Here is a 14,995-nt window from a genome sequence, read left to right on the forward strand (position 1 = left end):
TTTCCACATTAATTATTTCCTACACAAAACTAGATACTTTCCGGTTTAAAAACTCATAAATTTTCTTTTCAAATAAATGAACATCTAACGCTCCTGCCATATGCCCATTTATACTTTCTATCTCATATACTTCTGCGTACTTCCCTTGCTTTTGTAAAATATCTACCATTCTATAATTGTAACGAGGCGGCTGAAGTAAATCTTGTTTGCATGGAATCATGAGTACATTCGCTTCAACCTTAGAAAGAGCCTCTTCTAAGGAAGAAAATCCATGTGCAACATCATGTAATAAGACCGCTTTCGCAGTATACATCCATGAATTTGCATCTACTAAATCTATACTTTTACATGTCACTTTATTTATCTCTTTTTCAAATGATGTTAATGCAGAAAATTGTTGATAAGGTGCCATGTCTATACTGTTCCGCGGGAATGCTGTTTCATAAAAATGTTCATCAAATGCATTCATAAACATCATTTTATTCGCTAAATGAAGCCCCTTCATTGGTTGCTCCTCTCCGTACTTTCCGCCTTTCCAATCTGGATCAAGCTGAATTGCTTCAATCGCATTTTGCGCTACATTTCCCGACGTTATAATTGGATTTTGCGGATTCGTAATAACTCCAATCATTCGCTGCACCATATGAGGATAGTGGACAGCCCATTGCTGCGCAATCATCCCACCTGCCGATGGTCCCATTACAGCATGTAACCTAGCAATCCCCATATCTTTTATTAACTCATATTGCATACGTGCTACATCTAAAAATGTGAAAACTGGAAAATCCATCGCATACTCAAAACCAGTCATCGGATTTATCGATTTTGGTCCCGTTGTAATCACATATGGGTTCTTCACTTGTACATTACAAAGGTTATCAGTACATATAATGAAATATTTATTTGTATCAATTGCTTTCCCAGGTCCAATTAATCCATCCCACCAACCAGCCCCCTCATCATGCTCTGTATATTTTCCTGCCGCATGACTTGTTGCACTAAAATAGTGACAAACCAAAATCGCATTTGATCTTTCTCTATTTAAAGTACCATACGTCTCATACCCCATTTGAACAGGAATCTCCCTACCATTTTCAAACACAAACTTTTTTAAAACAAACTTCTCCTTTTTTACAATTTGCACAGAATCGCCTTCTTCCCGTCATATTATGAACTGCTTACTAAAGGATTTTTTTTATGCAAACCAATCTCCTCCTTCTTTTAATAAATAAATGAATAATATACAAAATTAGCCACAAAATAGCACTATATTACAAGATCAAAGAGGGCATACATATGATTTGGAATTGGTTACGCAAGAAAAAAAACTCAAATACAAAAGAGACAGATGATTCGAAACAACAGTCTGATGATCAAAAGGAACATAACAAAGATAAGAATGACGAGCCAAAAAGTAAGGAACAAACTGAGGATTCTTCTCAAAACAAGCAGCAAAATTCTAAGCAAGATAATAATTCTCAAGACAAACAGCAAAATTCTAAGCAAGATGATAATTCTCAAAACAAGCAGCAAAACTCTAAGCAAGATGATAATTCTCAAAACAAACAGCAAAATTCTAAGCAAGATGATAATTCTCAAAACAAGCAGCAAAACTCTAAACAAGATGATAATTCTCAAAACAAACAGCAAAATTCTAAGCAAGATGATAATTCTCAAGACAAACAGCAAAACTCTAAGCAAGATGATTCTTCTCAAGACAAACAGCAAAATTCTAAGCAAGATGATTCTTCTCAAGACAAACAACAAAATTCTAAACAAGAGGATAATTCTCAAAGCAAACAGCAAAATTCTAAGCAAGATGATAATTCTCAAAACAAACAGCAAAATTCTAAGCAAGATGATAATTCTCAAAACAAAAAACAAAGCTCAGGTAGTAACAGCATTTATGACTTTAGCAAACCAGAAAGTGACCATATTCATTCTCTACAAGATTTAATAAAGAAGCTGAAACAGTCTAGTGATTTTGTTAATTACCATACATCTGACGATGAAACGATGCCTTATTGGATTTCTTACTATCGCCCTTCACTTGACGGTGAGAAATTGCAAAAGTATTTAATGCCTACTCTAATGGAACGTCCTTGCGCTCCATTAGAAGAATTAAAAGAACATATTCCAATGAGTGGTATAACGATTACGAACGACTTACAAAAAATTGAGGACATGGTTTTAAAGGGACATGCGATTATTCAATTGAATCAGCAAGATCAAAAATGTATGCTTGCAAACATTGCAATTGATAATTATCGTGCACCAACTCCTCCATTAAATGAATCAACCGTTATCGGGCCACAAGAAGGATTCGTAGAAGATATTGATACGAATATTAATTTAGTACGAAAACGTCTTCCTGTTTTAGATTTACACACAAAAGAGATGATTATCGGAGAGTTTTCAAAAACAAAGGTTGTCATGATGTATTTAGACAACCTTGCCGAAAAAGATAATGTAGACTTTCTAGAAGAATCACTTCGAGCTCTTGAATATGATCAAATTAACGATAGTGCTTATATACAGGAATTAATGGGTGAAAAGTCAATTTTTCCTCTCTATATAAATACAGAACGCACTGATAGAGTCACAAAAGCACTTATTGATGGAAAAATTGCTATTTTTGTTGATGGTTCTCCTAGTGTCCTATTAACGCCTGTATCATATTTCGATTTTTTCATTTCACCAGAAGACTATAACGTATCTTGGCTATACGCGACATTTTCAAGAATATTACGCCTTATCGCAGTTCTATTCTCAATTTGTGCCACACCGTTATATGTCGCTATTTTAAATTATCATTACGAGCTCATTCCAAGTGATTTGCTTGAAACATTGATTTTATCAAGGGCACAAGTACCCTTCCCACCTTTAATCGAGGCACTCTTTTTAGAATTAGCTATTGATTTATTAAGAGAAGCTGGCGCGCGATTACCAATGAAAGTTGGACAAACACTAGGTATTGTAGGCGGTATTGTAATTGGGCAAGCATCTGTACAAGCTGGTTTAACGAGTAATATTTTATTAATTATCGTTGCCTTATCAGCGTTAGCTTCCTTTATTACGCCCATTTATAAAATGGGTAACGCCGTTCGTTTACTACGTTTCCCATTTCTCGCATTTGCAGAAATAGGTGGGCTCTTCGGTATATCTCTTGGATTTATCTTTTTATTTACCCATTTGTTTAGACTTACTTCTTTACGTAAACCGTACGCTCTCTTTTATCCAACGAGACAACAATCCTTTAAAGATTCTTGGATTCGTTTTCCATTAACAATGATTGATACTCGAGATGTTCAAGCAAGACCGCAACACGTAAAAAAAGCAACTAATGGAATTTCTACGAAACATACGTCAGATTTTGATGATTAAGAAATGAGGTGCATCGATGAGTAAAATTAAAGCAGAACACCAAATATCACCCGTCTTCGTTTTCTTTTTAATTCACGGTGCACAATTTGGTGCTGGTGTTCTCGGATTTGCCCGCATTATTGCGAAAGCAGCAGGATACGATGGCTGGATAGGTGTCCTTCTCACAGGAATCATCATTCATATTCTCCTATGGATGATGTATTCCTCATTAAAAGATATAGATGGTAATTTAATTGATTTGCATAAGCAAACATTCGGAAAGTGGCTCGGGAATGGGATTAACATTATATTTATGGTGTATTTTTTAATCGTAAGTATTTCTGTTATTCGAACATATGTAGAAATTATTCAAGTATGGATGTTTCCCTCTGCTTCGACTTGGATGTTAACAACTTTTCTATGCTTAGTCGGTTACTATATTATTTCATCTGGTTTTCGTGTTATTACTGGTATCTGCGTTATTTCTGTCGGTGGCACGCTCGGATATCTTTTCCTTAGCCTTTTTATCTTAAAATACACTCACTGGTCTAATTTACTCCCTGTATTTTCACATTCATTTTCAGACATTTTAAAAGCAGCTCACTTATCAATCTATACTATGACCGGATTTGAAATTTTCCTTATGATTTATCCATTTGTAAAAGACTCTAAAAAATCTCATAAATTCGCTCAATACGGTGCATTATTTTCTAACCTTTTATATTTATTTAGCACCCTCTTAGCTTTTACATTCTTTAGCGAAAAACAATTATCCAAAACGATTTGGGCCCAGCTCTCTATGACTCAAGTTATTCAACTACCTTTCATAGAACGGCTAGAGTACATTGCAATTTCTGCTTATGTTCTCGTTATTATTACGAGCTTTATTCTTCCTTTATGGGCAGCAACAAGAGGAACACACGAAATATTTCGTGTAAAACAAAGAGGTGTTTTAATTGCTTTTATGCTCATTACCCTCATTATTTCACAGCTTTTAACGAACAGACATGATATTAACGATTTTATTAGTAATGCATCAAGGATTAGTTTTTGGCTTATATACATATACATCCCAATTCTATTTATTATTGTGTGGGTGAAAAGAAAATGGAAAAAATCAAAAGAAAATTAATGCTTCTTTCTTGTATCGGCGTCCTTAGTCTAACTGGTTGCTTACAAAAAAATATTATCGATGATGTCAACCTAATTCAAGGGACTGTTTTTGATACAGCAAAAGATAATAAAGTAAAAGTCACATTCGTTTGTCCTATACAGAAAAAAGGTAATAAAGTTCAAGTCTTTGAAGGAGTAGGAAACGCAGTAAAACAAGTAAAAGCGGATACTTCTTTAGAATCCTCTCAACCGTTTGCAAGTGGACAAATGCGTATTGCTTTATTTACTACAAGAATCGCTAAAAAAGGATTGTCAACTTCCTTTGACACGTTAATTCGTGATGTGAACATCGGGAACTCAATGTATGTCGGTCTATTAGAAGGAACTGGAATGGACTTACTAAAAGGTAAATATACAACATCATCTAACGTTGCCATTTATATAAAGAAAATGTTAGACCATAATATGCAAACAGGCCCTTTACCTACTGACAATCTACATTTAGGAGCTTATCGATATTATCGTGAAGGCCAAGATTCCTATTTACCAATTCTCAAAAAAGATAAAGATAAAATAAAAATTACTGGCATCGGCCTTTTAAAAGGAGATAAATATATTGGCAAAATTAATTATCATGATATGTTTGCCTTTAAAGGCTTATTGGAAAAACACCGATTAGATTCACATGAATTTAAAGCAAACTCCGGATACACAATCATTAATAACATTCGATCCGTTCCAACTTACCAAGTAAATATAAAAAACGGAAAACCATCATTTTTCATACACGTCAAACTAGAAGCGCGTATTCAAGAACTATCTAAACAGTTCAACTTAGACAATAAAAAGAATACACAAAAAATAGAAAAATCAGTTGAAAAACAATTAGATGCAACAGCTAACAAACTAATTAAACAGTTTAAATCTTTAAATGTGGATCCGCTCGGCCTTGGTGCAAGATACAAAGAACATTATCGCTCATTCAAATTAGAAGAGTGGAAAAAAATGTACAAAGATGTCCCTATTAAAATAAAATACACCGTAAATATTACAAATTCTGGTGTAATTGAATAAGTTAATGATTGAACTCCCCTCTCTGGCATGGTACAACGGAGAAGGGAGTTTTTATTTTTAAATAGAGAAAAGGGATATTTACGGGGGAGCTTATGTCTAAAAAATTAGTAAAACCTATTTTAAATGGTATTTTATTTCTCGGCGTCTTTTTATTTGCTCATACATACTTAAAAAATGTTTCTTTCACACGTTATTTACTTGTCGTTATACCAATGCTACTCATCGGAATGTTTGGCATCGATCTTATTTTATCCGTTTTAATCAAGAAAGAAGAATAACGAGCGAACATCTTATTTCTCATAAGATGTTCTTTTTATTTAATAACTACCTTATGTTACAATAAAATTCGGCATAACGTAAGAAAGGATGAAACAACATGACAAACGAAAAAGGTTTAGATAAAGGATACGAACTTGTTGCAAAAATGCATGAAGAATTCGGACATCCTGTGACAAATACTCCAACAAAACTAGCAGAAGAGCGTGCAAAAATTCGTGCTAGCTTTATGCAAGAAGAGCTAGAAGAATTTCTAGAAGCAACAACTGTTGAAGATCAATATGATGCACTTATTGACCTTATTTACTTTGCATTCGGAACGTTTGCAGAAATGGGCGTACGTCCAGATAAAGGATTTGAAATTGTAAACAATGCTAACATGGCAAAACTATTCCCTGATGGAAAGCCTCGATTCCGCGAGGGCGATGGCAAAATTATGAAGCCAGAAGGATGGCAAGCACCGGAACCACAACTTCGTGCGGAAATCGAACGTCAGCGCCAAGAAGCTGAAAAAAACTGCTAGGATCTCCTAGCAGTTTTTTATTATGTCTTTTTTCCTTTGGTCTATTAATGACCCACGTGTCCCGCGTGTCCAGCTGCTCCTGCAGTACCAGCTGCTGCTCCTGCTGCCGTCCCTGCTCCAATTCCACCTCCCCAAGGCTGTTGTTGCTGCTGATATTGTTGGTATTGTTGTTGACCCTGATGCTGTTGTTGACCTTGATGATGCTGTTGACCTTGATGATGCTGTTGGCCTTGATGATGCTGTTGGCCTTGGTGATGGTGTTGACCTTGGTGATGATGTTGACCTTGGTGATGGTGTTGACCTTGGTGATGATGTTGACCTTGGTGATGATGTTGGCCTTGGTGATGGTGTTGACCTTGATGAGTTTGATAAAGGACAGCCTGCGGGTGAATTTGATGATGACCTTGGTGATGTACTTGTTGCTGATGGTGGCCGTGGTGTTGATGATGACCATGATGACCGTGGTGTTGATGCTGGCCTTGGTGACCATGATGACCATGGTGTTGATGTTGGCCTTGGTGACCATGATGATGAGTTTGATAAAGAACAGCCTGCGGATGAATTTGATGATGACCATGATGATGTACTTGTTGTTGATGATGATGGCCATGATGCTGATGATGGCCGTGTTGTTGATGATGACCGTGATGGCCGTGATGCTCATGATGTACATGCTGGCCGTGATGGCCGTGATGCTCATGATGTACATGCTGACCGTGATGACCGTGATGCTCATGATGCACATGCTGACCGTGAACACCTTGAGGGAAGCCGCCGATTCCACCAGCTACAACACCAACGCCTGGTACAGGGAATCCTGTTTGTACGCCTCCAACGAAAGATGGGAATGTAGTTGGCATACCTACAGGCACTCCTCCTTGTGTACCTCCTACTAGTGCCGGAAATCCTGTTTGCACTCCAGCTACTGATGTTGGGAATCCTGTTTGTACACCCGCCACTGACGTCGGAAATCCTCCAGCTGCTCCTCCCATCCAACTTGGAATTCCGCCATATCCGTGTTGACCATCTCCTCCCATGAACATCATTTGTCCATAACTATCCGATCCACCTCCGAAGAAGCCATGTGGTGCATTATTGTCCATCCCTTTCATTCCTTTCACCTCTTCTGTTCAATTTAACCTACCTTTTTCATCATATTTCCTATAGAAGAATAGGTGTTTGTCTATATGGGAATTCCGCGCCTTTTTCTTCGTTCTTCATTCATGATAAACTAAATTAACTGATTATTTTTCAAAGGAGGCGTTTTCGTTGGAGAACGTAGCAAAAGCTTCCATCGACGATTTAGATTCAATCTTACAAATAAATGTTGATGTGATCGGAGACGATAGTAGACGAGATTATATTAAACACGCTATTGATGAAGGAACCTGCATCATTGCAAAAGAGGACAATTCCATTTCTGGTTTTCTAACATACGATACAAATTTCTTTGGTTATACTTTCCTCTCATTAATCATTGTTTCGCCAACGAAAAGAAGACAAGGTCATGCAAGCTCATTAATCTCATATATGTTAACTCATTCTCCTACTCAAAAAATATTTTCTTCAACGAATGAATCGAATGAGAGTATGCAAACCGTTTTTAATGCGAATGGATTTGTACGTAGTGGAATAGTTGAAAATTTAGATGAAGGTGATCCAGAGATTATTTTCTACACAAAAAAGCTCAGAGCATAAACGCTCTGAGCTTTTCTTTCAATCATTAGTTTGCAACAACGTTAACAAGTTTTCCAGGAACAACAATTACTTTACGAACTGTTTTCCCTTCAATTTGTTCTTTGATTGCCTCAAGTGCAAGTTGTTCCATTTCTTCTTTTGATGCGTCTTTACTCATTGTTAGTTTTGTGCGAACTTTGCCCATAATTTGAACAACGATTTCAACTTCATCTTCTACAAGTTTAGACTCATCAAATGTTGGCCAGCTTGCATATGTGATTGTTTCACTGTATCCAAGTTTGCTCCATAGTTCTTCCCCGATGTGAGGTGCAACTGGTGCAATCATTTTTACGAAACCTTCTACATATTCTTTCGGAAGTGTTTCAGCTTTGTATGCATCGTTGATGAATACCATCATTTGAGAAATCGCTGTGTTGAAGCGAAGCTCTGCATAGTCTTCTGTTACTTTCTTCACTGTTTGGTGGTAAGCTTTTTCAAAATCTTTGTTTGGTGCATCAGTAATTTTCTCACTTAATTCACCGTTCTCTTGAATGAATAGGCGCCATACGCGGTCTAGGAAGCGACGAGCTCCGTCAAGACCATTTTCAGACCAAGCAATTGAAGCATCTAATGGTCCCATGAACATTTCGTATAGACGAAGTGTATCTGCACCATGGCTTGCTACGATATCATCCGGGTTTACAACGTTACCTTTTGATTTACTCATTTTCTCGTTGTTTTCACCTAAGATCATACCTTGGTTGAATAATTGTTGGAACGGTTCTTTCGTTGGAACTACACCGATATCATATAATACTTTATGCCAGAAACGAGCATATAGTAAGTGAAGTACAGCGTGCTCTGCTCCACCGATATAAATATCAACTGGAAGCCATTGTTTTACTTTTTCAGGGTCTACAAGTGCTTCGCTGTTGTTTGGATCGATGTAGCGTAGGTAGTACCAGCAGCTACCAGCCCATTGCGGCATTGTATTTGTTTCACGACGACCTTTTTTACCAGTTTCAGGATCAACAACATTTACCCACTCTTCAATGTTTGCAAGTGGTGATTCACCTGTACCTGAAGGACGAATATTCTCTGTTTTCGGAAGAACTAATGGTAATTCTTCTTCTTTCACAGCTGTCATTGTACCATCTTCCCAATGGATTACTGGAATTGGCTCACCCCAGTAACGTTGGCGACTAAATAACCAGTCACGTAGACGGTACGTTACTTTTTGATTTCCTGCGCTTGTTACTTCAAGCCACTCAATCATTTTTACAATTGCTTCTTCTTTATTTAAACCATCAAGGAATGCTGAGTTTACGTGCGCACCATCACCTGTATATGCTTCTTTCGAAATGTCTCCGCCTTTTACAACTTCCTTCATTGGAAGATTGAACGTTGATGCGAATTCATAGTCACGCTCATCGTGAGCTGGAACTGCCATTACAGCACCTGTTCCGTAAGTTGCAAGAACATAATCAGCGATCCAGATTGGTAATTTCTCACCGTTTACTGGGTTAACTGCGTAAGCACCAGTGAATACACCAGTTTTTTCTTTCGCAAGTTCTGTACGCTCTAAATCGCTCTTCATTTTAACAGAGTTAATGTAAGCTTCTACAGCTTCTTTTTGATCTGCTGTTGTAATTTCTGCAACAAGCGCATGTTCCGGAGCAAGTACACAGTATGTTGCACCAAATAGTGTATCAGGACGCGTTGTGAAAACTGTGAACTTCTCATCTGTACCGTCGATGTTGAAGTGTACTTCTGCACCTTCAGAACGACCGATCCAGTTACGTTGCATGTCTTTTAAGCTTTCTGGCCAATTAAGCTCATCTAGATCTTCTAATAGACGATCTCCGTAAGCTGTAATTTTTAACATCCACTGTCTCATCGGACGACGCTCAACTGGATGTCCACCGCGCTCACTCTTACCGTCAATGATTTCTTCGTTTGCAAGTACTGTACCAAGTGCTGGGCACCAGTTTACAGGTACTTCATCAACGTAAGCTAAACCTTTTTCAAATAGTTTTAGGAAGATCCATTGTGTCCACTTGTAGTAGGTTGGATCTGTTGTATTTACTTCACGATCCCAATCGTAAGAGAAGCCTAATGCTTTAATTTGATTACGGAACGTATTAATATTAAGCTCTGTAAATTCAGCCGGGCTATTCCCAGTATCAAGTGCATATTGCTCTGCTGGAAGACCGAATGCATCCCATCCCATTGGATGAAGAACGTTATATCCTTGCATACGCTTCATACGAGATAAAATATCTGTCGCTGTATAACCTTCTGGATGACCTACGTGTAAGCCTGCACCTGATGGATATGGGAACATATCTAGTGCATAAAATTTTGGTTTTTCTGTTTCATCTGGCGTACGGAATGTTTTATTCTCTTCCCAATGCCCTTGCCACTTCTTCTCAATTTCTTGATGATTAAAGCTCATGAGATACCCTCCTTGAAATTCTATTTATTTTCACCGCCCAAAATACAAAAAACCTCTCATCCCTAGAAAGGGACGAGAGGTTATAGATTCCCGCGGTACCACCCTAAATTAATGTAATAAATACATTCGCTTAGATCCGTAACGTGGATTAACGGCAATTGCTACTAATGATTTCACAACTGCAACTCAAAGGCGAGTTCATAACGAAACGTGGATTGACTTGCACCGACCGTCAACTCTCTAAACCAGCTTCTATTACTACTACTCCTTCTCACTGTTATTACAAATATGAGTTAATGTGAACTACCCACCACTTAGTATCTCTTAAGAGCTTACTTGAAGCGAGGGCTTCTCGGTTAATCGTTACTCTTGCTAACTAACGAATTCGTCTTAGGACAGCCGAGCTAACTCCCTTGTTCCAAAGGATATTTTATTACTATTTATTTAAATATATTCTAAAACATGTTGCATGTTCCGTCAAACTAAACTGCAATTTTTTCTTCAACTGTTTCTTCTACTTTTACTCGTCTATCATAAATACTCGTTGCTATAAGCGCTACTACAAGCATTACCATGATCGCAATAAACAATACTTCCATATTGTATAAGTCAACAATCGCTCCGCCAACGACCGGTCCGAACATTTTCCCTACAGTCGCTGCGCTATTTACAACACCTTGATAAAATCCTAGCTTATCTTTCGGTGCAAGTATATTTGCGATGGTCGGAACTGCCGGCCATACGAATAATTCACCAATTGTTAATGTCACCATCGCAACGAGAAACATCGTAAATTGCTGCGCTTGACTTAACACAATAAATGACGCCGCAAAAATGACGATTCCAATCATAATTTGTTGTTTTAAAGAACGCTTCATCCAGCGAATTAACATACTAACAAGTGGCTGCGCACAAACAATCATCGCCCCGTTTATCGTCCATAATAAACTATAATGGCGGAGGCTAATATCTAATTCTCGCATATGAGTCGCAATTGCCCCTTGCCACTGTACGTATGTAACCCAGCATAAAGCATATGCTACACATACGATTAGAAGCGCTTTGAAGCCAGGTGTAAGTGACCAACCTTTTTTCGTTTCGGCTTCTTTTTGTACCTCTTGCTCTTTTTTTGCTTCCATACCACGAAATCCAATAAACGCAATTAAGAAGAAAATAAAATATAAAATAAAGTTCGCTAAGAAAATATAATCAAAACGATAAGACGCAACTAATCCACCGCACGCTGTTCCAATCGCAATCCCAACGTTTTGTCCAACATACATTGCATTGAACGCTCGTCTCCCTCCTTCTGGCCAAACCGTACCGACCATCGCATACATCGATGGAAACACCATTCCAGAACCGAATCCGATTAATGCTAGCCACACAACATATAATGGCCAACCATGGAAAAATACAAGACCTAAAATCGATACAAGTGTAATGACAATCCCTACTAAAATTGATTTATAACCGCCCCATTTATCAAATAAAACACCGCCGAGCAAGTTTCCGATTACACCAGTAAGCGAGTTGATCATTAATACCATTCCGGCTACTGATAAAGATTTCCCTAAACTATCATGTAAGTAAATTGTATTAAAAGGCCATAAAAAAGAAGCACCCGTGACATTAATAATCATCCCAGCTACTAATAGCCATACTTTCCTTGGCATAGTCTCCCCTCCTATTCTCTTTTTTTCGTTCATATATATAACAGTAAAATTGTAGTCGTTTTTAAATAGGAAGGCAACTGATTAATAGTTGATGAAATTCAGATAATAGCACAAAGACGATTAGAATGTATTCTAATCGTCTTTGTAAAATATTAATCTATAAATAATGGAATCGTTCCCTCGCGAAAGGTTATCCAACTTCCTTTTTACGTTTTGCACTTTCTTTAGCACTCCATTTAAATATTTTGTCTAGTAGAGAGTATATTCTCCCAGACTCCTTCGTTAATAATGGCCCTAACGACGCCAATATTAAAACATATAAAGCTGAGAATGGTTTAATCGTTGCCATTAAGCCACCCGCTATTCCAAGATTCGCGACAATAATGGAGAATTCCCCACGTGATATAAGTGTTAAACCGATATTCGTAGAAGCCTTATGCGATAACCCAGCTTTACGCCCTGCAATCATTCCAGCTGTAAAATTACCGATGAGAGTAATGAAAACTGCTCCTAATGCCAACCATACTGCTCCTCCAAGCGAAAACGGATCTATACTTAAACCGAAGCTGAAGAAAAATATAGCTCCAAAGAAATCACGAAACGGGACGACGAGATGCTCGATTCGATCACTATGCTCTGTTTCTGAAAAGACGAGTCCTAACAATAAAGCCCCAATCGCTTCCGCAACATGAATTGTTTCTGAAAATCCTGCTACAAAGAATAAAATAGCGAATATTACGATAATAAAAATTTCGTTTGACGAAATATCTAATACTTTATTTAGGAACGGCGTAGCTTTTCTAGCGATTACAAAGAATAGTAACATATATCCTACTGCGATTAGTACGGATGTAAGAGCACCTACAAATGATGTTGCACCTCCGAGTACTAATCCTGAAACAACTGATAAATATACAGCTAAAAAGATATCATCAAACATAATGATTCCTAAAATTAGTTCTGTCTCTTTATTACCAGTTCTTCTTAAATCAACGATTACTTTCGCTACAATTGCACTCGATGAGATTGTAATAATTCCAGCAATAATTAATGTTTCTAGTAAGGGGAAGCCCATTATATATCCATAAAGTAAACCTAATATGAAATTAAGCGATATATGAACACTACCCCCAAAAGCAATCGACTTTCCTGATTTAATTAATTTTTTTATTGAGAATTCTAAGCCTAAGTAGAATAGGAGGAATATGACGCCAACACGGCCGAGGAAGGAAATAACTTCTCCGCTTTCAATAAACCTTAAATCGATAAGTCCTAAATCTGGGGCATGAGGCCCCACTAGCATACCGAGTATAATGAGAAACGGAATAATCGAAAACTTTAACTTTGCAGCGAGGATAGCTGCAAAAGCTACTAATACTAACGCAGTTCCAACTTCCAAAATTAAAGTATCCATCGATTATGAATCACCTCCTGCCGAAAGTAATTCCTTAATAATTCTTTTCACTTCATGTCTTTCGCCCGATAATACGAGCATATCGCCAGCTTCAATGATAGAATCTGGGCCTGGATTAAAGAACTTCTTCATATTCTTTTTCAAAATAGCAATGATTGTTACGTTATATGTTTTTCTAACGTGTAAGCTCCCAATTGTTTTTTGTACCACTGGTGCGTTATTTTCTACTTTAAACCATTCAATTGATAATCCTTCAAAAGCCATCTCAATCGTGTCTAAAGCTTGTGGCCTATATACCATCCCGCCTAATATAGCCGCAATTTGTCTTGCTTCAGAATCACGAAGAGAAATGCTTGAAATACTCTCATCATGATCCGCATCAAAATGGTACATTTCCCTTCTTCCATCATCGTGAATAACAATAACCATTTTTTCATTACCTTTTGTTATCACTTCAAATTTACATCCAATGCCTGGTAGTTCACTCTCTCTAATATTCATATTCCCGCCTCCTAATTTTTTAGTTACGGCTCTTTCCTTTTACAAATCTACATCAATCTCTGTTTTAAACTTCTCATCTTTTGATATCCCTAAATACTTTAACGTTTCTGATGGAGTTGCGTGATGAAAATGCTTTTGCAATAGCGCAATCGCTATTCCTCTTTTGTACGCATGAAATCCAAATGTTTTTCGCATTGAATTCGTTCCAATCTTTCCAATAATCCCAACCGCTTCAGCTGCGCTATGGATAACACGATATGCTTGTTGGCGTGAGATTGAATTTGTCGTTTTATTAGATTGAAATACGTAGTTTTCCCTTTTAACATCAATAGATTGTACGTACGCTAAAAGCGCTTCTTTTACTTTTGTATTTAAATAAATATCTTGTTTAAACTTTTCATCTTTCACAGGAAGAGAATAAAACTCTTTAACAGTTCCATCTTCATTTAATACATCTTCAAATTTAATACTCAGTAGTTCAGTAATTTTTAAACCTGTGTTAATTCCAATAACAAATAAAAGATAATCTCGCTGTGAATGCTCTTTTAAATATTTTTTCATAGCCTCAATTTGGCTTATATTTTTTAATGCCTCTACAACTTCCATACATGTATTCTCCTCATCTTATGAACGGTAATTTTCTCATCATGTTGTCCATTTTACCTTATCATGCTATGGGAATTCCATGTATTATCCATTTCCTTTTAAATTTTTTACGCTATACAATTGGAGCGATATACTTTAATGCACCTAAAAATTCTGGATATTTATGATTTGGAAACTTACTATTGTAAAAATACGTTGCGGTTAGAAAAATAACGAGGGATAAAAATGAAAATAGTAAAACTTCTTTGGACCTTAGCGCTATACCTATAACTTCAAATAAAGATCCATCTTCTTTCTGCAATTTAGATTCCTCCTTT

General features: G+C 37.1%; 14 protein-coding genes and 1 other annotated feature. Of the genes, 6 read left to right on the forward strand and 8 right to left on the reverse strand.

Annotated elements, in window-relative coordinates:
• Positions 1 to 19 precede the first annotated feature (19 nt).
• Entirely contained in the window at positions 20 to 1,144 is a 1,125-nt protein-coding gene (locus ABH957_RS17205) for a homoserine O-acetyltransferase family protein (RefSeq protein ID WP_404443756.1), read from the reverse strand.
• A gap of 152 nt (positions 1,145 to 1,296) precedes the next feature.
• Here ABH957_RS17205 and ABH957_RS17210 point away from each other — a divergent pair, with 152 nt between their 5' ends.
• The 5 genes from ABH957_RS17210 (at position 1,297) to ABH957_RS17230 (ending at position 6,349) form a co-directional block, all read left to right on the forward strand.
• The gene (locus ABH957_RS17210; protein ID WP_404511840.1) at positions 1,297 to 3,384 is read left to right on the forward strand and encodes a spore germination protein; all 2,088 of its coding nucleotides are present in this window, start codon (positions 1,297 to 1,299) and stop codon (positions 3,382 to 3,384) included.
• A gap of 16 nt (positions 3,385 to 3,400) precedes the next feature.
• The gene (locus tag ABH957_RS17215) at positions 3,401 to 4,495 is read left to right on the forward strand and encodes a spore germination protein (protein WP_002138709.1); all 1,095 of its coding nucleotides are present in this window, start codon (positions 3,401 to 3,403) and stop codon (positions 4,493 to 4,495) included.
• Positions 4,471 to 5,550: a Ger(x)C family spore germination protein gene (locus ABH957_RS17220; RefSeq protein ID WP_404511842.1), complete on the forward strand. Its 1,080-nt coding sequence runs from the start codon at positions 4,471 to 4,473 to the stop codon at positions 5,548 to 5,550. The genes ABH957_RS17215 and ABH957_RS17220 overlap by 25 nt, the downstream gene beginning before the upstream one ends.
• A gap of 92 nt (positions 5,551 to 5,642) precedes the next feature.
• On the forward strand, positions 5,643 to 5,828 hold the full coding sequence (locus ABH957_RS17225; protein WP_002129504.1) for a hypothetical protein: 186 nt from the start codon (positions 5,643 to 5,645) through the stop codon (positions 5,826 to 5,828).
• Between the two features lie 98 nt (positions 5,829 to 5,926).
• Positions 5,927 to 6,349 carry a pyrophosphohydrolase domain-containing protein gene (locus ABH957_RS17230; protein WP_404511844.1) on the forward strand — a complete coding sequence of 141 codons (423 nt, stop codon included), beginning with the start codon at positions 5,927 to 5,929 and terminating at the stop codon, positions 6,347 to 6,349.
• 44 nt (positions 6,350 to 6,393) lie between these two features.
• Here ABH957_RS17230 and ABH957_RS17235 read toward each other — a convergent pair whose 3' ends face one another.
• Positions 6,394 to 7,461, reverse strand: coding sequence for a VrrB protein (locus tag ABH957_RS17235; protein WP_404511852.1), 1,068 nt, complete (start codon positions 7,459 to 7,461; stop codon positions 6,394 to 6,396).
• Positions 7,462 to 7,618: 157 nt separating this feature from the next.
• Between ABH957_RS17235 and ABH957_RS17240 the strand changes: the two genes are divergently transcribed.
• The gene (locus tag ABH957_RS17240) at positions 7,619 to 8,047 is read left to right on the forward strand and encodes a GNAT family N-acetyltransferase (RefSeq protein ID WP_404443771.1); all 429 of its coding nucleotides are present in this window, start codon (positions 7,619 to 7,621) and stop codon (positions 8,045 to 8,047) included.
• A gap of 25 nt (positions 8,048 to 8,072) precedes the next feature.
• On the opposite strand, the gene leuS is transcribed toward ABH957_RS17240, so the two are convergent.
• From leuS to ABH957_RS17270, 6 genes are all read right to left on the reverse strand, one after another.
• Entirely contained in the window at positions 8,073 to 10,481 is a 2,409-nt protein-coding gene (gene leuS, locus ABH957_RS17245) for a leucine--tRNA ligase (protein ID WP_404511846.1), read from the reverse strand.
• Between the two features lie 65 nt (positions 10,482 to 10,546).
• Positions 10,547 to 10,765: a binding site (T-box leader), on the reverse strand.
• Positions 10,766 to 10,963: 198 nt separating this feature from the next.
• Complete coding sequence (locus ABH957_RS17250) at positions 10,964 to 12,157, reverse strand: MDR family MFS transporter (RefSeq protein WP_002089089.1); 1,194 nt, start codon at positions 12,155 to 12,157, stop codon at positions 10,964 to 10,966.
• Between the two features lie 190 nt (positions 12,158 to 12,347).
• Positions 12,348 to 13,571 carry a cation:proton antiporter gene (locus tag ABH957_RS17255; protein ID WP_404443777.1) on the reverse strand — a complete coding sequence of 408 codons (1,224 nt, stop codon included), beginning with the start codon at positions 13,569 to 13,571 and terminating at the stop codon, positions 12,348 to 12,350.
• Between the two features lie 3 nt (positions 13,572 to 13,574).
• Positions 13,575 to 14,072: a cation:proton antiporter regulatory subunit gene (locus tag ABH957_RS17260; protein ID WP_002089091.1), complete on the reverse strand. Its 498-nt coding sequence runs from the start codon at positions 14,070 to 14,072 to the stop codon at positions 13,575 to 13,577.
• A 39-nt stretch (positions 14,073 to 14,111) separates the two neighbouring features.
• Positions 14,112 to 14,678: a tyrosine-type recombinase/integrase gene (locus ABH957_RS17265; RefSeq protein ID WP_404443780.1), complete on the reverse strand. Its 567-nt coding sequence runs from the start codon at positions 14,676 to 14,678 to the stop codon at positions 14,112 to 14,114.
• A gap of 112 nt (positions 14,679 to 14,790) precedes the next feature.
• Entirely contained in the window at positions 14,791 to 14,979 is a 189-nt protein-coding gene (locus ABH957_RS17270; protein WP_002067637.1) for a hypothetical protein, read from the reverse strand.
• Between the last annotated feature and the right edge of the window lie 16 nt (positions 14,980 to 14,995).

It is taken from the genome of Bacillus sp. RC242 (genome assembly GCF_044908245.1).
Taxonomy (GTDB): Bacteria; Bacillota; Bacilli; order Bacillales; family Bacillaceae_G; genus Bacillus_A; species Bacillus_A mycoides.